This is a genomic window from Actinomyces qiguomingii, assembly GCF_004102025.1.
GTDB lineage: Bacteria > Actinomycetota > Actinomycetes > Actinomycetales > Actinomycetaceae > Actinomyces > Actinomyces qiguomingii.
In genome coordinates, this window is record NZ_CP025228.1 from 2678338 (window position 1) to 2694566 (window position 16229).

Annotated in this window: 26 protein-coding genes and 2 tRNA genes; 22 read left to right on the forward strand and 6 right to left on the reverse strand. The window is 67.8% G+C overall.

Going from position 1 to position 16229, the window contains the following annotated elements:
- Positions 1 to 15: 15 nt before the first annotated feature.
- A tRNA-Arg gene (locus CWT10_RS11125) sits at positions 16 to 91 on the forward strand.
- A gap of 594 nt (positions 92 to 685) precedes the next feature.
- On the opposite strand, the gene CWT10_RS11130 is transcribed toward CWT10_RS11125, so the two are convergent.
- Positions 686 to 970, reverse strand: coding sequence for a hypothetical protein (locus CWT10_RS11130; protein WP_103061552.1), 285 nt, complete (start codon positions 968 to 970; stop codon positions 686 to 688).
- 72 nt (positions 971 to 1042) lie between these two features.
- On the opposite strand from CWT10_RS11130, the gene orn reads away from it, so the two are divergent.
- The 4 genes from orn to CWT10_RS11150 all read left to right on the forward strand — a co-directional run bounded on the left by orn (position 1043) and on the right by CWT10_RS11150 (position 4591).
- On the forward strand, positions 1043 to 1663 hold the full coding sequence (orn, locus tag CWT10_RS11135) for an oligoribonuclease (protein WP_103061599.1): 621 nt from the start codon (positions 1043 to 1045) through the stop codon (positions 1661 to 1663).
- Positions 1664 to 1879: 216 nt separating this feature from the next.
- Positions 1880 to 1955: transfer RNA gene (locus CWT10_RS11140), tRNA-His, on the forward strand.
- 130 nt (positions 1956 to 2085) lie between these two features.
- Complete coding sequence (locus CWT10_RS11145) at positions 2086 to 3471, forward strand: tyrosine-type recombinase/integrase (protein ID WP_103061553.1); 1386 nt, start codon at positions 2086 to 2088, stop codon at positions 3469 to 3471.
- 196 nt (positions 3472 to 3667) lie between these two features.
- Positions 3668 to 4591: an LAPAL motif-containing putative phage structural protein gene (locus tag CWT10_RS11150; protein ID WP_103061554.1), complete on the forward strand. Its 924-nt coding sequence runs from the start codon at positions 3668 to 3670 to the stop codon at positions 4589 to 4591.
- Positions 4592 to 4707: 116 nt separating this feature from the next.
- Here CWT10_RS11150 and CWT10_RS11155 read toward each other — a convergent pair whose 3' ends face one another.
- From CWT10_RS11155 to CWT10_RS11170, 4 genes are all read right to left on the reverse strand, one after another.
- Positions 4708 to 5100, reverse strand: a complete 393-nt coding sequence (locus CWT10_RS11155) for an ImmA/IrrE family metallo-endopeptidase (RefSeq protein ID WP_128683423.1) — start codon at positions 5098 to 5100, stop codon at positions 4708 to 4710.
- Positions 5101 to 5195: 95 nt separating this feature from the next.
- The gene (locus CWT10_RS11160; RefSeq protein WP_103061556.1) at positions 5196 to 5612 is read right to left on the reverse strand and encodes a hypothetical protein; all 417 of its coding nucleotides are present in this window, start codon (positions 5610 to 5612) and stop codon (positions 5196 to 5198) included.
- Positions 5609 to 6223: a DUF433 domain-containing protein gene (locus tag CWT10_RS11165; protein ID WP_103061557.1), complete on the reverse strand. Its 615-nt coding sequence runs from the start codon at positions 6221 to 6223 to the stop codon at positions 5609 to 5611. Before CWT10_RS11165 ends, CWT10_RS11160 begins: the two co-directional genes overlap by 4 nt.
- 101 nt (positions 6224 to 6324) lie before the next feature.
- Positions 6325 to 6756, reverse strand: coding sequence for a helix-turn-helix domain-containing protein (locus CWT10_RS11170; protein ID WP_103061558.1), 432 nt, complete (start codon positions 6754 to 6756; stop codon positions 6325 to 6327).
- A gap of 106 nt (positions 6757 to 6862) precedes the next feature.
- Between CWT10_RS11170 and CWT10_RS11175 the strand changes: the two genes are divergently transcribed.
- Positions 6863 to 7288: a helix-turn-helix domain-containing protein gene (locus CWT10_RS11175; RefSeq protein WP_103061559.1), complete on the forward strand. Its 426-nt coding sequence runs from the start codon at positions 6863 to 6865 to the stop codon at positions 7286 to 7288.
- Positions 7289 to 7644: 356 nt separating this feature from the next.
- Here CWT10_RS11175 and CWT10_RS11180 read toward each other — a convergent pair whose 3' ends face one another.
- Entirely contained in the window at positions 7645 to 8277 is a 633-nt protein-coding gene (locus CWT10_RS11180; protein ID WP_103061560.1) for a hypothetical protein, read from the reverse strand.
- 317 nt (positions 8278 to 8594) lie between these two features.
- Between CWT10_RS11180 and CWT10_RS11185 the strand changes: the two genes are divergently transcribed.
- The 16 genes from CWT10_RS11185 (at position 8595) to CWT10_RS11255 (ending at position 16074) form a co-directional block, all read left to right on the forward strand.
- The gene (locus CWT10_RS11185) at positions 8595 to 8933 is read left to right on the forward strand and encodes a helix-turn-helix domain-containing protein (protein ID WP_103061561.1); all 339 of its coding nucleotides are present in this window, start codon (positions 8595 to 8597) and stop codon (positions 8931 to 8933) included.
- 71 nt (positions 8934 to 9004) lie between these two features.
- Positions 9005 to 9133, forward strand: coding sequence for a hypothetical protein (locus CWT10_RS17685; protein ID WP_269843693.1), 129 nt, complete (start codon positions 9005 to 9007; stop codon positions 9131 to 9133).
- The gene (locus CWT10_RS11190; protein WP_103061562.1) at positions 9130 to 9378 is read left to right on the forward strand and encodes a hypothetical protein; all 249 of its coding nucleotides are present in this window, start codon (positions 9130 to 9132) and stop codon (positions 9376 to 9378) included. The genes CWT10_RS17685 and CWT10_RS11190 overlap by 4 nt, the downstream gene beginning before the upstream one ends.
- A complete protein-coding gene (locus CWT10_RS11195) occupies positions 9375 to 10055 on the forward strand; it encodes a hypothetical protein (RefSeq protein ID WP_103061563.1) in 681 nt (226 codons plus the stop codon). The genes CWT10_RS11190 and CWT10_RS11195 overlap by 4 nt, the downstream gene beginning before the upstream one ends.
- 140 nt (positions 10056 to 10195) lie before the next feature.
- Positions 10196 to 10621, forward strand: a complete 426-nt coding sequence (locus tag CWT10_RS11200) for a hypothetical protein (RefSeq protein ID WP_128683425.1) — start codon at positions 10196 to 10198, stop codon at positions 10619 to 10621.
- Entirely contained in the window at positions 10618 to 11067 is a 450-nt protein-coding gene (locus CWT10_RS11205) for a DUF4326 domain-containing protein (protein WP_103061565.1), read from the forward strand. The genes CWT10_RS11200 and CWT10_RS11205 overlap by 4 nt, the downstream gene beginning before the upstream one ends.
- The gene (locus tag CWT10_RS11210) at positions 11064 to 11411 is read left to right on the forward strand and encodes a hypothetical protein (RefSeq protein ID WP_103061566.1); all 348 of its coding nucleotides are present in this window, start codon (positions 11064 to 11066) and stop codon (positions 11409 to 11411) included. Before CWT10_RS11205 ends, CWT10_RS11210 begins: the two co-directional genes overlap by 4 nt.
- Positions 11408 to 12343, forward strand: coding sequence for a hypothetical protein (locus tag CWT10_RS11215; protein ID WP_103061567.1), 936 nt, complete (start codon positions 11408 to 11410; stop codon positions 12341 to 12343). Before CWT10_RS11210 ends, CWT10_RS11215 begins: the two co-directional genes overlap by 4 nt.
- Positions 12340 to 12612: a hypothetical protein gene (locus CWT10_RS11220; protein WP_103061568.1), complete on the forward strand. Its 273-nt coding sequence runs from the start codon at positions 12340 to 12342 to the stop codon at positions 12610 to 12612. The genes CWT10_RS11215 and CWT10_RS11220 overlap by 4 nt, the downstream gene beginning before the upstream one ends.
- A gap of 135 nt (positions 12613 to 12747) precedes the next feature.
- Positions 12748 to 13041 carry a RusA family crossover junction endodeoxyribonuclease gene (locus CWT10_RS11225; protein WP_128683426.1) on the forward strand — a complete coding sequence of 98 codons (294 nt, stop codon included), beginning with the start codon at positions 12748 to 12750 and terminating at the stop codon, positions 13039 to 13041.
- A complete protein-coding gene (locus CWT10_RS11230; protein ID WP_128683428.1) occupies positions 13038 to 13811 on the forward strand; it encodes a nucleoside triphosphate pyrophosphohydrolase family protein in 774 nt (257 codons plus the stop codon). The genes CWT10_RS11225 and CWT10_RS11230 overlap by 4 nt, the downstream gene beginning before the upstream one ends.
- A gap of 2 nt (positions 13812 to 13813) precedes the next feature.
- The gene (locus CWT10_RS11235) at positions 13814 to 14404 is read left to right on the forward strand and encodes a hypothetical protein (RefSeq protein ID WP_103061571.1); all 591 of its coding nucleotides are present in this window, start codon (positions 13814 to 13816) and stop codon (positions 14402 to 14404) included.
- Positions 14404 to 14910, forward strand: a complete 507-nt coding sequence (locus CWT10_RS11240; protein WP_103061572.1) for a single-stranded DNA-binding protein — start codon at positions 14404 to 14406, stop codon at positions 14908 to 14910. Before CWT10_RS11235 ends, CWT10_RS11240 begins: the two co-directional genes overlap by 1 nt.
- A 17-nt stretch (positions 14911 to 14927) precedes the next feature.
- Positions 14928 to 15191, forward strand: a complete 264-nt coding sequence (locus CWT10_RS11245; protein ID WP_103061573.1) for a hypothetical protein — start codon at positions 14928 to 14930, stop codon at positions 15189 to 15191.
- Positions 15188 to 15532 carry a hypothetical protein gene (locus CWT10_RS11250; RefSeq protein ID WP_199176281.1) on the forward strand — a complete coding sequence of 115 codons (345 nt, stop codon included), beginning with the start codon at positions 15188 to 15190 and terminating at the stop codon, positions 15530 to 15532. Before CWT10_RS11245 ends, CWT10_RS11250 begins: the two co-directional genes overlap by 4 nt.
- 95 nt (positions 15533 to 15627) lie before the next feature.
- On the forward strand, positions 15628 to 16074 hold the full coding sequence (locus CWT10_RS11255; protein WP_168190769.1) for a hypothetical protein: 447 nt from the start codon (positions 15628 to 15630) through the stop codon (positions 16072 to 16074).
- Positions 16075 to 16229 lie beyond the last annotated feature (155 nt).

Genomic DNA, 16229 nt, shown 5'->3' on the forward strand with positions numbered 1-16229 from the left:
ACGCTGTTCCGGCAAGCCTCCGTAGCTCAATGGATAGAGCATCGGCCTTCTAATCCGCAGGTTCCCGGTTCGAGTCCGGGCGGGGGCACCAACTACAAGTCCACGTGTGACATGGTGGGCGGAGCCTGTTCCATTCTCAGTATCGGTCTCCGCAGCTGTTGGCGTGCGGAGACGGGATGTGTCTGAGATTGCCGCCAACGCCGTCGGCCGGCCCGCCAGGGCGCTTTCCCGAGCCGCTAACAGGATGCCCGCCTGCTCAGGAGCGAAATCTGGACCGCCGAGCCGCAGATGGACCACCTGGCTGCCGATGGACCGCCTGAAACGCACTCTCAGACGGTCCAACCGCAGGAACGCGGTCCAAGTACACCACAGGTGTCCGGCTCCCCCCACCTGACGACACAGGAGTAGAGGGGGCAGCCAAGGTCGTCCACCGTAGTCGTATCCGATGCCTGATAGAACCAGGCGATAACAGATGCTGCCTACTGCGACTTTCCGCAACCGAACGTTGGTCGACGATTCGGCTGGGCCACCATTCACCCGGGCGACCCGCGGAGTCGCGGTGGCGGGTGCCACTCCGGCTTCGCAACACGCATCTTGCCTGGTCACCCTCGTCGAGTGCTCTGGGACAGGCCAGCGACACCGGTGAACCGCGTCCATGGTTCACCGCGGGTGCACCACCCGGAAGCTACTCGTCTCCGTAGGCCTCCGCCTGGGTTATGGCGTCATTCAACTGGCGCTGTAGTTCCTTCAAGCGCCGCAGGTGTACAAGCCACCCGCCCACGAGACCGGCGGCCAGGATGAGGACCACCGCCAGCAGTGCCACCGTCATAACGCCAGAGCGGCTCAGCACCACCGACACCAGGGCCCAGATCACGACCAGCGCCCGCCATAGCTTGTCAGCACCCCGCTCGCGCTCGACTTGATAGGTCAGCTTGTCCAACATCTCCGCACTGACGTCCTGCGCTGTCATGGGCCACAAGGTACATCAGTGCCCGAGCCATCATTCGAACCGGGTCTACACTCGGCGACCGTGAGTCGACAGATAACTACCGCCGATCCCCTGGTTTGGATCGACTGCGAGATGACGGGCCTGAACCTTCAGGCGGACGCGCTGATCGAGGTGGCAGTGATCGTCACCGACTACGAGCTCAAGCCGCTGGGCAAGGGCATCGACGTGCTGATCAAGCCCCCGGCGGCCGCCTTGGAGCAGATGGGCGACTACGTGCGCGAGATGCACACCGGCTCCGGCCTGCTGGAGGAGTTGAAGGACGGCCTGACGCTTCAGGAGGCTGGCCGTACCGTCCTGGATTATGTGAAGTCCCTGGTGCCGGAGGCGGGCACCGCGCAGCTGGCCGGCAACTCCGTCGGCACCGACAAGGCCTTCCTGGTCCGCGACATGCCCGAGCTCATCGACTACCTGCACTACCGGATCGTGGATGTCTCATCCCTCAAGGAGCTGGCCAAGCGCTGGTTCCCGCGCACCTTCTTCCACGCCCCGGAGAAGCGCGGCGGTCACCGCGCGTTGGCAGACATCCTGGAGTCGATAGACGAGCTGCGCTACTACCGCGAGGTGCTGTTCCCCGCGGGCGAGGGCCCGTCGAGCGAGGAGTGCCAGGCCGTCGCCGACCGAGTCATCGCGCACCCGACAGCTGAGCTGCTCTGACGACGTCGTCTCCGCCGCCCGCCCCGGAGTCGCCTCCCCGGCCGACGGCGTCGTCCGGGCGCGCAGGCGCCGGCACCGCGGCGGTTGCACCCGGGCCGGGTCGGCACGCACTCTCGCTCCCCTGCCGCGAGGGTGACGCAGTACACGGAGTCCGGATTGGTGCCAGCACGGGCTAGCCGATAAAGTACCGACTCGGTGCGACGCTGTCGCCCGATGGTGGCTGTAGCTCAGTCGGTAGAGCGCCTGGTTGTGGTCCAGGAGGTCGCGGGTTCAAGCCCCGTCAGCCACCCCATCACGAAACGCCGCTATTGCAACGAATAGTGGCGGTCGGTACGTAAGGCGCTGGCGTGCGGTGTCCGAACGGTGTCCGAAAGTCCCGTCGTCCGGGGCCTTTAGGGCACCCTCATGGCACAGGAGCCACCATGCCCGCCTCCCCCGCGCCGACGGCACTCGCCCCGCGCCGCCGCCGGCCCGTAGTGTCCGCCCGCCGCCGCGCCGACGGCACCACCCGCTACTCGGTTCGCTTCCCCCTCATCCCCGGGGACCCCTCCTCCAAGCACCAGGAGTCCTTCCCCACCCGTGCTGCTGCCGAGTCCTTCTGCGACCTCGTCTCCGCACTGGGCGGCCCCGCCGCGCTCGCGGCCCTGGACGCGGCCGATGCCGAGCGTGAGGTGCCTACTTTGCGCGTCTGGTTCTCCGCCTATTTGGAGCGTGTGGGCACGTATGCGACGCCGGGCACGGTGGCCGGCTACCGCAGCCAGTACCGCCGGTACCTGGATGGGCCCCTTGGGTCGCTGCTGCTGACCCAGATCACCCGGCAGGTGGTGGTCGCCTGGGTCGGGGCTATGCGCGCCACGCAGGCACGCCCCCGCACCCAGGGCGCGGCGTCCCGGCCGCTGTCGTCCAAGACGATCCGGGAGGCTCAGCGCCTGCTGTCCCAGTGCTTGAAGACTGCCGTGGAGGAGGGCCTGATCCAGGCCAACCCCGCCCAGGGCGTGCGGGTGCCGTCCGACGATGTCAAGGGTGCCTCCACCACCTTCCTGACCCGTGATGAGCTCGGCCTGCTCATCGACGCCGTGGACCCCTACTGGCGGCCCCTGGTGTCTTTCCTCGCCGGCACCGGTACCCGCTTCGGCGAGGCTACCGCCCTGCAGGTCGCAGATCTCGACCTGACCGCCGCCCCGCCCACCGCCCGCATCTGCCGGGCCTGGAAGAAGGGCGACAAGGGCGTCTACCTGGGAGGCACCAAGGGCGCCACCACCCGCACCATTGCACTGCCCCGCCCGCTCGCCCGCCAGCTGGGCGACATGACCGCCGGCCGCCCCGCCGAAGCCCTCGTGTTCACCAGCCGCAACGGCGCCCGCATCCAGTCCCAGCACTTCTCCACACGCGTGTGGAGGCCCGCCCTCGCCCGCGCCCGGGAAGCGGGCCTGACCAAGACTCCCAGGGTCCACGACCTGCGCCACACCCACGCCAGCCTCCTGCTCGGCGCCGGCGTCCCCATAATCGCCGTCCAACGCCGCCTCGGCCACAAGTCCATCACCACCACCGTAGACACCTACGGCCACCTCACACCCGACGCCTACGCCGCCGCCACCGACGCCGCCGAGGCCATCGTCAACATCACCTCCCCCACCTACGCCACCCCGCCCGAGCCCGCCCCCGCACAGCCCGAGGCGGGCCTGGACGCGGCCGCCCTCGCCGCTCAAATGGCCGCCCTGCAAGCCCAGCTGACCACCCTCACCGACGCGCTCGCGGGAGATGAGATCACGGTGGTGGAGGCCCCCGCGGGGATCACAGCGGCCTGACCGCGTAGTTCAAACTGACGTCAAGCGACGAAGGAGGCCGTTAGTATGCGGTCACTCAACCGTGAACACTCACGGAGCCCGTGCACTCCCCCGAGGTCTCCTTATGGCTCCCGCATCGTCGCCGCCCCAGTCGTCCGCAGAGGAACAGCCGGTTCTAGACACTGATGATGTCGGTGGGGTCTGGGAGGATCGGAGCATGGTCAAGAAGACGTACAAGGAACAGGTCGTCTTCGCCTTCCACGGGGAAGCTGTTGACGACGGCACGATGACAGCCGGCGACTACGGGCGCGCACTCATGGGGTACTCGCAGATGGTGCAGGCGGTTGTCCAGGAGGCTGCCCCAAAGGCTGAGAACATCGACTTGCGGGTGACCGCGACCGAACACGGTTCATTTGCCACCGAGCTTGTTTTGACGATGGACCTCACCTGGGTTGAGGCTGTGAAGCAGTGGTTCCTAAGTGAGGATGTCGCCGCGCTTGGTGCCGCGGTAGGAATTACCGGGGTAACCTTCGGTTCCCTGATCAAGAAGCCTCTTGCTGTATTGAAGAAGCTACGGGGACGCAAGATCGTAGAACGCCAGGATGTCGGCAAGGGCATGCAGACCGCAACGCTGGATGACGGTGAACAAATCACGGAGCCGGGCATCGTCTTAAACATCTCGTCCTCGAACGTCTTCATCAACGGCGCGCGTGACTTCACACGCCCGACTACTCGGCCGGGAGTCACCTCCGTGACTGTAGGCGCAGATGACCCGGAGGAGGTTACTGCGGCGGACCGTGCCTTCTTCGAGCCTCTCCCGGAGTTTGAAAGTGAGACCATGGAGGTGAAGCAGATGCGCTTGAAGGTGCTCAGGTTGTCGTTCGATGATGGGCCATGGCGCTTCGAAACCACCGATTCCGTCAGCGGGCTTCCTGCAGAATTCACCGCAATGGTCGAAGATGATGACTTCCTCGGCGACGTGGCATCACATGCCACCTCCTTCCAGGCCGATGACGAGATTGACGCGGTCGTAGAGATCGTCTATCCGCCCAAGCATAAAAGGGCTCGCCGCCGCTATCGGATTCTGCGAGTAATTGATGTGCACCACCCGCACGAGCCGCCGACCCTATTCGACCAGTGAATAAAGCGGCGGATCGCCGTCACTTCCCAAATCGGGAAGGGGCGGCGATCTATGTGTGCAGTGGTGTCCTTATCTTTGCGCTGCGTCCGGCGCTCCCGTGTGGTTTTGGCAGCTCTCTAGGCAACGATCTTGTGACGGCGCAGTGTCTCGCGGTAGGCGACCACGACCCATCTGGGCACGTCGAGCTCGACGGCCAGAGCCCCCGGGTGCGGACCCACCAGGGCCTCGGCATCTCGGTAGGCGCCGGAGGTGATAAGACGGCAGGCCACCTGGCGGTCTATGCGGGCCTCCACGGGGCGGGTCTGGTGGCCGTCATCCCCACGGGAGGCATGGGCCAGCTCGTGCATGAGGGTGGGCACGGTTGCGCACTCGTCCATGCCCTTGCGCAGGTAGATGGTCCGTGACGGGAGATGGTAGGCGCCGCGCCACCCCTCCGGCATGTTCAGCCACCGCACGAACACCTGCTGCTTGTCAGCGGCGGCGAGCAGGGTGTCCATCGTTGGTCTCACGAGCGGGGATGCTAGCCGCGACCTCGGACACGAATATCGTCCACGCTTGTAGTACCTCGGTTACAAGCGTCGGCGCGGCGCTCGCGGCTACTGGGTCAGAGAGGCTCGATGTCTGGTGGGGTGCCGGGCAGGTCGGGTAGGTGGTATGCGGTGGGCTTGTTGGCCCAGTGGTCGAGGACGTAGGGCATCCCTGCGAGGATTGTGGCCGATTGCCTGGCGATGGCGTCTGCGCCTCTGGTGGTGGGCATGTTGAAGCCGATCCAGTGCAGGTTGTTGGCGGCGAGGGCGTCGCGTTCGTCCTGGTTCTCCAGTTGGCGGCCGTCCATGGTGATGATGGCGTCAAAGCCTCTCAGGGCGAGGTCGTGGAAGAGCTGGATGTCTTTGACCCCGCCGGTGAGGCCCTCATCCTTCGGCGTGCGGAAGCGGTGTACGCGGTAGACGCTCGCGAGGGTCTTGTGAACGCCGTCGGCGATGTTCTCGTCTATGTAGAACCAGAGTTCTGCTGGTCTCACGCGACGCTCCTGACCTTGGCGTCGAAGGCGACGGCGTCGGCGGCGGCCTCGGCGGTGACGGCCGGGTAGTAGTCGCTGATGTTGTCGACGGTGATCTCCTCGCCGTCGATGACCTGGGCGATCGTGTCGTAGGGGATGCGGGTGCTGGCGATTGTCGGCCAGCCTCCCATCCGCCCGAAGTCGACCTCGATGTGCTCAGCCGGGCGGCGGAGGTCGACGACCTTGTCGCCGCGGAAGTTCTCAAATGCTTCGGCGAGCTGCTCGAAGGTGAACATGTCCTTCTGCCCCGGGCACTTGAGGATGTCGTAGACGCCCTGGTCATCTGGAGCTTCGACGAAGATCGTGGTGCCGTCGGTGCCGAACCGGTAGGCAGACGGGTGCTCGGCCATGTCCAGCACATCGAGGTTCTCGAAGGCGGCGGAGATCTTCTGTAGGGAGATCTCGTTGCGCAGGCGGGCGATGGAGCGCAGGGCGATCAGGTCTCGCAGGGAGTACAAGGGCGGCCGCTTGGGCTTCACCTCGGGCACGAGCAACCCCTTGTCACGCCAGCTCCTCAGCTGGCTCGGGGTCACGCCTGTCAGTACGGACGTGAGGTTGAGTGGAAACGCCATCTGTCGTTCACCTCCTCTCGGACGCGAGCCGGCACAGGTCCATTGTCCCAGGCCGGGCACGTCCTGTCAGCGTGACGAGCCGCATCATCGCCGCCCATTCGTCAGTCCTCCTCGTAGGGGATGTCCTGGGACTCCTCACCAAGGTCGTCACGCCAGCCGGTCGTCTCCGCCAGCTCCTCATCCGCCCCGGGCTGGATCTGCGCTGCCAGCTCCCACTCCGGCGGCAGCTCCTCCGGCCAATCAGGACGACGCTCCCCCAGCTGCACGACCTGGGCACGCTCGCGCTCGCGGGCTCTCTCCTGCGCCTCGCGCAGCACTTCCACCGGATCAAGGCCGAGCGTTCCCGCGATGGCTTCCAGCTCGCCTACTGTCATCGCTCGACCACGGCGGAGCACGTCGCCGAGACGAGTAAGCCGCACACCAGACCTGCGCGAGAGCTCACGCAAGCTCATCCCGCTGTCTTCCAGTGCGCCTCCGAGCGCCTCAGACACCCTCACATCGGCCGGGTGCTGCTCAATCGACCTGCTACCCATATCGTGATGTTCTCACATGCGAACACGCCTGGCAATCCCTCTTGACAACGTTCGCGATTGCGAGCATCATTCTTTCAGGTGTTCGCAATCGCGAACGGGAGGAGGAATGATGTCGGTCGCGTCCGAGATCCGAGCCGAGATGGCGCGCCGTGGCATCACGGGGACCGCGCTCGCGGACGAAGTGTCGCTTAAACGCCCGTACCTGTCCCTGCGGCTGAACGAGCATGCCGACCTCAAGGTCGGCGAGCTCGTGGCTATCGGTGATGCCCTCGGCGTGCCTGGATGGGAACTACTGCGGCGCAGCAGGCGTCCGCAATCCGTGGCCGCCTCCGGCCCGTCCCCCGCCGTCGAGGCGCAAGGCATCGCCGCGGTCGAGCGTGTGGGTGCTGCGCTCGCGGGTGTGCCGGCGGAGGCTCTGCTGGCCCACGAGCAGGCGTGCGATTCGTGCTGGTCTTTGGAGGATGCGGCCCGGCACCTGTCCGGTGACGAGGACCCGGCCACGCACCGCTCCTCCGACGAGGAGGTGGCGTGATGTCTGTGTGGGATGAGGAGCTAGGCGAGTCCCGACGTCTCAAGGTGTCGGAGGAGCCGAAGCTGCCGATGCTCGAGTTGGGGACGGCGACTGATGAGCAGGTTTCCGGGGCCGCCCAGACGGTGGGCTGGCTGCAAGGAGTAATCGACAACTATCTGGTCACCCTGTCGCGTGATGCGGATGCTCGACGGGAACTGGAGCGCCAGCAGCAGGAGCAGACGACGGAGGCCCCAGATGCTGGTGAGACCGGGCCGGCTGGGAAGTCCGAGTCGCCGGCAGCGGCGGACGGAGACCGCTCGGAGACTCAGCCCGCTGTGATCGCGCCGGCTCGCCGGCGACGAGGAGGTCGCGTGATGTCAGCGCTTCCGGGCGACCTTGGCCGTCTTGTCGGTTATGGCGAGGATCTCCTCGCTGACGTCGCTGTGCGGCACTCCGGCGTCGGTGACGGCGTTGACCGTGACCCGAAGTTTGATGCGGCGGGCTTGTCTGCCGATGAAGACCATTCCGTCGGGGGCACATGCCCTTGCGGCGGCGGCCCGTCGTTCCTGTTCGATCTCCTGCTCGATCAGGCTCGTGAGGTCGAGTGGGAGCTCACCGAAAGCCGGGCAGTGATCGGCTTGAGCTCTTGCTTCGACGTGGCCGTCACGGTCGACGATGACGGTCACCTGGTGCGCCGTGTGAGCGCTGTCGTTGACAGCGAGTACGGCAAGGTCGCTGTCGATCTTGAGTCGCCAGCAGTACTTGACGGTGTCCGCCTGTGCGGCCAGCGCCCGTTGTGCGACCGCGTTCGCGTCGCCTGCTATCTGGTTTCCCTGTTCAGCGATGCGATTTGCCTCCTCGGCCTTGGCGAGGCTACGCGCGGCAAGATCGTTGGCAATCTCCGCCTGTCGGTTGGCCTGCTTCGCTCGACGATTGGCGAGGGTCGCGATCAGCAGGCCGCCGGCGCCGATGCTGGTACTGACGGCATCAATGGCGAGAGACGCGTCCACGATGACTCCTCCTCGGTGGGTTCCGCCGTCGGCTCCGATGCCGGCGGGTCGGTTGGTGCTTCGGAGCCTACCGAGGAGGCCCCGACCCCGGGTCGGGAAAATCTTGCCGCCTCCTCGGTGAGCGGCGACGTGGCGGCTGAGGGCCCGGCGTCGTCGCGGGGTAATGGGGATAAGACCGCCGAGGAGGTGCACACCGCCGTCGGCCGGCCTGACTCCTGCCGGTTGTGCGGCGCTGGGTGCGGGGCGGGGCTGGTGTCTCGTAGCTGCGCCGGCCCCGCCCACCCCACCAGTGACGTCCCGGATGGGGGTGAGGTGCGGTGAGTGAGGTTCTGGAGCCGGATCTGACGACGGTGCAGGTCGCCCAGGTGCTCGGTTGCTCGCGGCAGCGGGTGACGGAGCTGTGTTCGTCGGGCGTGCTGCCGGCCTATCAGCTGAGTGAGCGGGGGCCGTGGCGTGTGCGTCGTGCGGATCTGGATGCCTACAGGCAGGCCCGCGTGGAGGCGGCTGCTGCGGCTGCTGAGGCCCGTCGTGCTGCTGCTGCGAGGCAGGAGGACATCGACGCGGTCACTGACATGGTTCGGTCTGGTCGCCTCGCTGTGCCCGCGCGTCTGGCGTCTTCGTCTCGCCGTCGCCGGCGACGCCTTTACGCCATCTGACCAAGAAAAGAGTGGCCGCCAGCAACGTATCTGCCGGCGGCCGGTGAGCCAAGCAAGTGAAAGGAAAACCGATGGCTCGAACCCAATCTTACAAGGCCCGCCACAAGGCGGAAAGACGTCGACTGGTCGACGTGGTGCGCGCCGTGCTCCGCCTGGCCCCGACCGACGACAACGCTGTGAAGGAGGTGCCGGCCCGATGACTGCTCGTGTGTCTGGCCTGTCTCGCGCCGCCCGCGCGACTATCGCCGCTGAGGGGATCACTGTGCGCCAGTACGTGGCCCACCACTGCGGTCCTGACACTGCCCGGTGGCCGGGTGACCGGTGCGGGTGCACTGATGACCGGTGCGACGGCTACCACCACATGGCCGGCGAGCCGTGCCCGTGCGTGGAGTACCTGGCCCGCATTGCCTCCGCAGCCACCCGTGAGGAGGCGATGGTGCGATGAGTGTGGAGCGGAGGATCGCGGTGGGGGCGTGCCTGCTGTGCGTCGGCGTGCTGGTCGGCTGTGTGCAGGCGTGGCTGGCTGTCACGGGCCGTGCGCCGGTGATGTCGGGGCTGTCGCTGCTGGCCCTGGGCCTGGGTGGCCTGGGCGCCGTCCTGATGATCATGGCCGGTGACGGGCCCGCCCCGGCGGATGTGGGCGCTGCTGCCGTCCCGTATGGTCCGGCAGGTGGTGGCGGCGCTGCGGCATCGGCGCCGACCCCGGAGACCGCCCGTGAGGACACCGATCACGAGGACGGTGGAGTCGAGGAGGTGCTGGCGGCGGCCGCGCGGATCGTCGATAGGGCGGTCGAGCATGAGACGGATGCGGCTGCTGAGCGGATATATGCCGTGCCGCATGCTCATCTGCGGATGGTGCTGACCCCTGGCGGGCAGGCCACCACGGTCACGGACGGCACCGGCGCCGACGACGCCGAGGGTGGCGACGGTGTGCCGGGGATGGTTTGCGAGCTGGTGGCCCCATCGGGGTGGATGGGATCGGCGCTGATGACACTGGCTGATGCGCTGATATCGCCTCGGCGGGTGCGGGAGATGCTGACCCAGCTGGCCCGTGAGGGTGATGCCTCCGCGGTGGCGGCGGCCGAGTACCTGCGCCTGGACCTGCCTGGGGGTGAGTTGTGATGGGGACGCGTGTGCAGCGGCGTCTGGATTGGTCCCGGGGCCCGATCCCCTGCGCAGGCTGTGAGCGGCCGATGCGGCCTGCCGGCCGGGCTGCCAGTGAGCCGGGCTGGTCGGGGACTGTGGCGCACTCGGGGCGTGGCATGTGCCATCAGTGCCGGCGGGTGCAGCATGCGGCGGAGGCCGCCGAGTCCGTAGCCCGCGCCTCTGGGAGCGTGCCTCGGTCGGCTGGGCTGTCGTTGCGGCGTCTGGCCGGCCTGGAGACCGACGCCATGGTGGCATCTCCATCCCTGGGTCGTGAGGTGACGTGGCTGTGGCGGATGCTGCCCGGCGACATGTCCATGGTGCAGCAGGAGATCGAGTGCCTGGCTGACCTGGCGGACCAGCTCCGCCGGGAGGGCCTGGTGGCGATGTCTCGGCCGCGCCGCAACGTGCGCCACGGGACTGGTGCGACCATCCTGCTGACCCTGACGGTCCGGCCCGCCACCGAGGCTGAGGCTCGGGTACTGGGGCACGAGCCAAGATCAGCCCAGCCCGACCAGACCGAGGCTGTGGGGGTGGCGGCATGAGCCCCCGGCGGTTTCAGCGGCGGCGCAAGGCGGGGTGGCGGATGCCCGACGGGGCGGTCTACGTCGGGCGCCCCACCCGGTGGGGTAGCCCGTTCGCCGTCGGCGGCGAGTACCGAGTGGTCTCCGAGCCTGGAGCGGCTGCTCTGCTGGGCGTGCCGGGGCGGAGTGAGGCCGTGCTCCGGCCGCAGACCAGGCGGGAGGCGGTGTCGGCGTACCTGGCGTGGGTGCGCTGGGACCTGGTGCTGCTGCCGGCCGAGACCGCCCCTGTATCTCCTCTCACCAGCATGATCGTGGAGGCCCTGGCGGGCCGTGATCTGGCGTGCTGGTGCCCGCTGGACGAGCCCTGCCACGCGGACGTGCTGCTGGCCTTGGCCGCCGGCATCAGCCCACGCGACATTGATCTGTCCCGGATCACCCCGGCTGAGTGTGAGGCGGTGACGCCATGACCACCACACCCACACCCGCTCCTGCGCCTGAGCTGGAGCTGCTGGTGCTGGCTTCCCCGGCCCTACCGGTGATCCACCTGGGCCAGCCCGGCCCTGCTGTGGTCCGCCTGCGGGGCACCTACCGGGACGTGACTCGCCTGTGCACCCCCGACCTGCGCATCCCGTACGTGGCCGAGGCTGTCCGCCCCGCTAGCCCGGAGCGCATCCAGGGGGCGCTGGAGGACGCCCGGATGTGCCGGGCCTGCGCCGGCGCCTACCACCGCCTGACCCACACGGCATCGGTGCCGGACGGGCAGGGCACCGACTCACTACTCGCACTACTCGACCAGGAGGACCCATCATGACATCTGCCACTGCGCCTGCCCCGCTGGGGGTGATGCTGCACGCAACCCTCCCAATGCCCGACCTGCTGACCGCGCTCGCGGCCACCATCCCCCATGTGGGGACAGACAAATCCGGGCCGGGCTGCGACCGCCTGCGCGTCGTCTTGGATGTCGCTGGTATGCGGCTGTGTCTGCTGGCCACGGACTCCGAGTCCGCCATCATGGCGACGGTGCCGCTGGAGGACGCTGACGACGCCGTCGTGATCGACGGCGACGGACCAGGCGCCAGGGTGATCGACCGGGTGGAGCTGGACCTGTCCCAGGGTGCGGCCAAAACCGTCCTCGCCGTTTTCAGGCGAGTGGGTGGTGAGACGGTGCGGCTGGATGTGCCCGCCGACGGGCGGAGTATCCAGGCCACGGACGTCTCGGGGACGCTGGTGGGGCGGACAGTGCGGGTGGCCGCGATGGGCGAGTGGGGCCCCACCGATGACGAGCAGCGCGTGGACGCCGCCGCCATGATCGCCCACACCTGCTCCCAGCCGCTGGCTGTGCGCACCACGTGCAGCCTGTTGCCCAAGACCCTGGCCCGCTGGGCGCCCACCGCTCGGGCGCTGGGTGCGCTGCCGCTGCGGGTCACCGCCACGGGTATGGGGCTGGTCGCCTACGGGGACCTGGCCGAGGCGGCGGGCCTGGTGGTGCTCGGCTGCCTACGCGTGTACGGCACCACGGACGCCGTCCCTGCGGCGGAGGCGGCCTATGACGGGCCTGCCGTCGCGGCGCTAATGGATCTCCTGCTGGACGGTGCCCCGGTCGGCGGCGAGGCCACGGAGGAGTCCGCTCACGCCATGGTGACGGAGCTGTCAGCCTGGCTGCACGAGCAGGACACAGACGGCGACCCCGACGCCGACGGTGACGGCGACGGCGACGATCCCGTGGGTGGTGATGCGGCATGAGGATCGCCATCACCGTGCAGCCCGACATCGGGCAGGACCGGGAGTACACGGCAGACGTGCCGGCCGAGCCGTACGACCAGGACTCCGTGTCAGATGTCGTCGCGGCCCAGGGTCGGGAGCGGCGCACGGCCGCCGCCGTCCTGGCCGAGATTGCCGACTACATAAGCCACGACTATCTGCCGGACTCCCCTGACGTCGCTCCCGGCCGGGTCGAGTACTACACGCGGTACCTGCACCAGGAACCGCTGGTCAGGGGTGAGACCCGGTGATCACTCACCCCTATGCCTCGGATGTCGCACCGGTGTGGGAGACGGCCATAGTGCTGGGGCGCTGACCAGGTGATCTCCGCCAATGACCACCGGCACTGGCGTCACCGCCATGCGCGGGCAAAGACGATCCGGACGATGGCGGAGCAGACTGCCCGGTTCTCGCGCGCCCCCAGGCTGGAGCGGGCACGGATCGTGATCGAGAGCCTCTTCCCAGATCGCCGCCGGCGGGACACGCACAACCTCATGCCCACCGTCAAGCCGATTGTGGACGGGCTGGTGGATGCGGGTCTGCTCCCGGATGACGACACCCGGCACCTGGTTGGCCCGCACTTGGAAGCATCCTCCGAGCTGTCCCCCGCACGGTGGGGCCAGTGCACCTACACATTCCGTGTTTCTGTCTTCGACCTGGGAGAGGGGACATGGTCATGACCCGACACTCCGACATGTGGTCGGCGCCATCGCTGTTCAGCTCGGAGCCGTCGACGGCGATCGCCGAGACGATCACCTGGGTCCGGCACCCGGCGAGATATCCGAGAGTGTTTTTCCGCGGGGCCTCGAACGCGGAGCGGCTGGGCACGCTGCACGAGCTCGCGGCCAAAGCGCTTGTCCACTGGCGCTACACCCAACATTTGGCGGAGCTGGCCAGGTGGACTGTCGCCTGGGCGGTGGACGCCTCCGGTCTCACGGAGGAGGAGATCTGGCACCGTGTGCGCGCCGAGTACGACCGAGCCCACAGCAAGCATGCGGGGATGACCCCGTACCACCCCGACATGTCGGATGACGCTCGGGCGGCGATCCTGAGCGAGGAGGTAGGCGAGGTCGCTCGCGCCCTCACCCCGGACGCCGACACGCCCACCGGGCACGGCGGCAACCTCGTCGACGAGCTGGTGCAGACCGCGACCATGGCGGTCGCATGGCTGGCCCGTGCCCTGGCCGACCGACCCAAGCCGACCGAGGACGGGGACCCCCGCAACTACTGGCAGGCACTTCGCACGCTCCTGCTCGACCACACCCGCACACTGCTGGAGATCTACAGCGGCGGGGTGTGGGAGTACTACCCAGAGATCAGCGAGCAGGCAGCAGACCAGCTCGCAGCCGAACTCGCCATCTGGCCGCGACGTGAGCCCCCCGCCGAGGTCGAGTGGGCCATGCGCCAGCTGGCACCCCACCCGCCCACCACTGACCCCGAGGAGAACTGATCATGACCGAGACCATCATCATCCGCCCCACCCTGGTTACCGATCTGGCCCCCGGCATGCGCGTCTACGAGCTGGGCAGCCGGGAGATCACGCGCATCAGCCGTGTCGACCCGCTAGGTGACGACGGTCCGTACATCGTCGTGGCCACGCGTGGCGGGCTGCCGGTCCGGTACCAGGAGTACGCCCGTGTGGGGGTCATCGTCTCTGACCCGGCGCCTGAGCCGGAGCGTCTGCGGGAGCCGGAGCCCCTGTGGCCGACCGCGACGCTCGTACGCGTCCTGGACGGATGGGCAGAGGAGCCCGGAGACATCGCCGGGCAGATCGCCGTCCGCTACGGCAGCGAGGCCTACTACCTGCCAGAGCTCGAGGCCCACGTGTCCGCGAGCCTCTCCTATGACCGGATCGACGACTGGGAGGCCCTGTCCGTCGTCCCCACCGAGGCTATCCGCACGCTCGCGGCCCGGCTGGACGAGCTCGACGCAGCTGATCCGCGCACCTCGCCGGGCTGCCGGCTCATCGTCCGGGCCATGCGGGTCGCGGAGGCAACCCGGGCCCTCGTGCAGGTAGCTGACACCGGAGAGGACGCGGACTGATGGCCGGCGACACTGTCATCACGCTGATCGGCAACCTGACGGGTGATCCGGAGTTGCGGTTCACGCCGTCGGGGCTGGCGGTCGCCTCGTTCACGATCGCCTCCACCCCGCGCATCTTCGACCGGCAGGCCCAGGAGTGGCGTGACGGGACCACCCTGTTCATGCGCTGCCAGGTCTGGCGCGACGCCGCCGAAAACTGCGCGGAGACGCTGACCAAGGGCACCCGCGTGATCGCACAGGGCCGCCTGGTGCAGCGCTCCTACACCACCCGCGAGGGCGAGAACCGCACCGTGGTGGAGCTACAAGTCGACGAGATCGGCCCCTCCCTGCGCTACGCCACAGCCCAGGTCACCCGTACCCGCCCCGGCCAGGGCGGGCAAACCGCCGGAAATCATGCCAGCCCATATACCAGCAGACACCAACCCCAGCAGCAGCCGGCCCAGGCCGACGACCCCTGGGACACCGGCGGCGGCAACACCAGCTTCGGCGACGAGCCCCCGTTCTAAATCGATCGGAAGACCTCATGACCGCCATCATCGCGAGAGAACTCCTGCATTTCGCCGTCTACCTCGCAGGCGCCTTCATCACCTACTACATCGTCCAGTCCCTTCTCCTCAGAGAAAGGAAACCCCACATGGCAGACCTCCACCCGCCCGAGCCCACCAGCCAAGGCCCCGCATACACGGTCGGCCGGGTCATCGGCGGCCTCATCCTCACCGGCCTGGGCGCCGTCCTCCTATCCGCGCTCGCGGCCCTGGTCATCGTCATCTGGAGGGCCGTCCTATGAGCAGTGCCAAACCGGGCCGCTATGTCAAGCGCCCCGTTGTCGTCGAGGCTGTGCAGCTGGACGGCAGCCCGGAATGCAACGTCATCACTCAAATGTGGGCCGCTGAAACGGGTATGGCCCTGACTCCAACGCCAGACGGCTACCTAGTCGTCGAGACGCTGGAGGGCAATATGCTGGCCAGCCCCGGAGACTGGCTGATAAAGGGCGTCAAAGACGAGCTGTACCCGTGCAAGCCCGACATTTTTGAGGCCACGTACCAGCCTGCCCCGTCTCGTCGCCGGCGGCGTCGCCGACGGGGGCGTGGCGGTCGAAAACGCGCCACCCCGTCCCAAGAGGCTTGACCAATGCCCTCAGCCTGCATCCGGAGCCCGCCCGCGTGCGGCCTCGCGCATTCCGCTCTTCATCCTTCGCCCGTCTAGTTTGAGAGGACCCGCCTGTGGCCTGGCTGCGCATGTCCGACACCGCCGCGATGCACCCCATCGTCCTGGCGGTAGCCGAACACCCGGACGCCACGGAGTCCTCCATCGACGAGGTCTTCGGATTCATGAGCCGCCTGGCGACTATGAGCGCCCAGTACCTGACCGATTACGTGGTCATGTTCTCAACCTGCATTCAGGTCGCCGGCTCGCGCTCGCGGGCTGAGCGTCTGCTGGACATGGCACAGTTCGCAGGCTACGGGCAGCTGGAGACCGACTCGGAGTCGGGCAGAAGACTGTTCCGGCTGATCGACGACCCGGAGTTCTTCCATCTCAAGACCGCCGAGGAGGTCGCGTGGGAACGGGAGCGGAAGAACAACAACAGCAACTACGCCGATCACGGTCCCGGTCCGTCACCGGGACGGCGACGCTTGCCGGTACTGCGGCAAAGTTGTCAACTGGCGTGACCGCAAGGGCGGCAAGGGTGGTACCTACGACCATCGTCTGCCTGGCCATGCCGGCTCGTGGCAGACCGAGGTAGTCGCGTGCACCTCGTGCAACTCCATACGAGGTAACGCCTCCAAGGGGCTGAAGGGAGAAGAGGCGATGCGGGCGGCCGACC

Coding starts and splice junctions, on each gene's coding strand:
- CWT10_RS11130 (WP_103061552.1), bottom strand. CDS start 970: ATGACAGCGCAGGACGTCAGTGCGGAGATGTTGGACAAGCTGACCTAT.
- CWT10_RS11145 (WP_103061553.1), top strand. CDS start 2,086: ATGCCCGCCTCCCCCGCGCCGACGGCACTCGCCCCGCGCCGCCGCCGG.
- CWT10_RS11150 (WP_103061554.1), top strand. CDS start 3,668: ATGGTCAAGAAGACGTACAAGGAACAGGTCGTCTTCGCCTTCCACGGG.
- CWT10_RS11165 (WP_103061557.1), bottom strand. CDS start 6,223: ATGGCGTTTCCACTCAACCTCACGTCCGTACTGACAGGCGTGACCCCG.
- CWT10_RS11170 (WP_103061558.1), bottom strand. CDS start 6,756: ATGGGTAGCAGGTCGATTGAGCAGCACCCGGCCGATGTGAGGGTGTCT.
- CWT10_RS11175 (WP_103061559.1), top strand. CDS start 6,863: ATGATGTCGGTCGCGTCCGAGATCCGAGCCGAGATGGCGCGCCGTGGC.
- CWT10_RS17685 (WP_269843693.1), top strand. CDS start 9,005: ATGGCTCGAACCCAATCTTACAAGGCCCGCCACAAGGCGGAAAGACGT.
- CWT10_RS11190 (WP_103061562.1), top strand. CDS start 9,130: ATGACTGCTCGTGTGTCTGGCCTGTCTCGCGCCGCCCGCGCGACTATC.
- CWT10_RS11195 (WP_103061563.1), top strand. CDS start 9,375: ATGAGTGTGGAGCGGAGGATCGCGGTGGGGGCGTGCCTGCTGTGCGTC.
- CWT10_RS11200 (WP_128683425.1), top strand. CDS start 10,196: ATGTGCCATCAGTGCCGGCGGGTGCAGCATGCGGCGGAGGCCGCCGAG.
- CWT10_RS11205 (WP_103061565.1), top strand. CDS start 10,618: ATGAGCCCCCGGCGGTTTCAGCGGCGGCGCAAGGCGGGGTGGCGGATG.
- CWT10_RS11210 (WP_103061566.1), top strand. CDS start 11,064: ATGACCACCACACCCACACCCGCTCCTGCGCCTGAGCTGGAGCTGCTG.
- CWT10_RS11215 (WP_103061567.1), top strand. CDS start 11,408: ATGACATCTGCCACTGCGCCTGCCCCGCTGGGGGTGATGCTGCACGCA.
- CWT10_RS11220 (WP_103061568.1), top strand. CDS start 12,340: ATGAGGATCGCCATCACCGTGCAGCCCGACATCGGGCAGGACCGGGAG.
- CWT10_RS11225 (WP_128683426.1), top strand. CDS start 12,748: ATGGCGGAGCAGACTGCCCGGTTCTCGCGCGCCCCCAGGCTGGAGCGG.
- CWT10_RS11230 (WP_128683428.1), top strand. CDS start 13,038: ATGACCCGACACTCCGACATGTGGTCGGCGCCATCGCTGTTCAGCTCG.
- CWT10_RS11235 (WP_103061571.1), top strand. CDS start 13,814: ATGACCGAGACCATCATCATCCGCCCCACCCTGGTTACCGATCTGGCC.
- CWT10_RS11240 (WP_103061572.1), top strand. CDS start 14,404: ATGGCCGGCGACACTGTCATCACGCTGATCGGCAACCTGACGGGTGAT.
- CWT10_RS11245 (WP_103061573.1), top strand. CDS start 14,928: ATGACCGCCATCATCGCGAGAGAACTCCTGCATTTCGCCGTCTACCTC.
- CWT10_RS11250 (WP_199176281.1), top strand. CDS start 15,188: ATGAGCAGTGCCAAACCGGGCCGCTATGTCAAGCGCCCCGTTGTCGTC.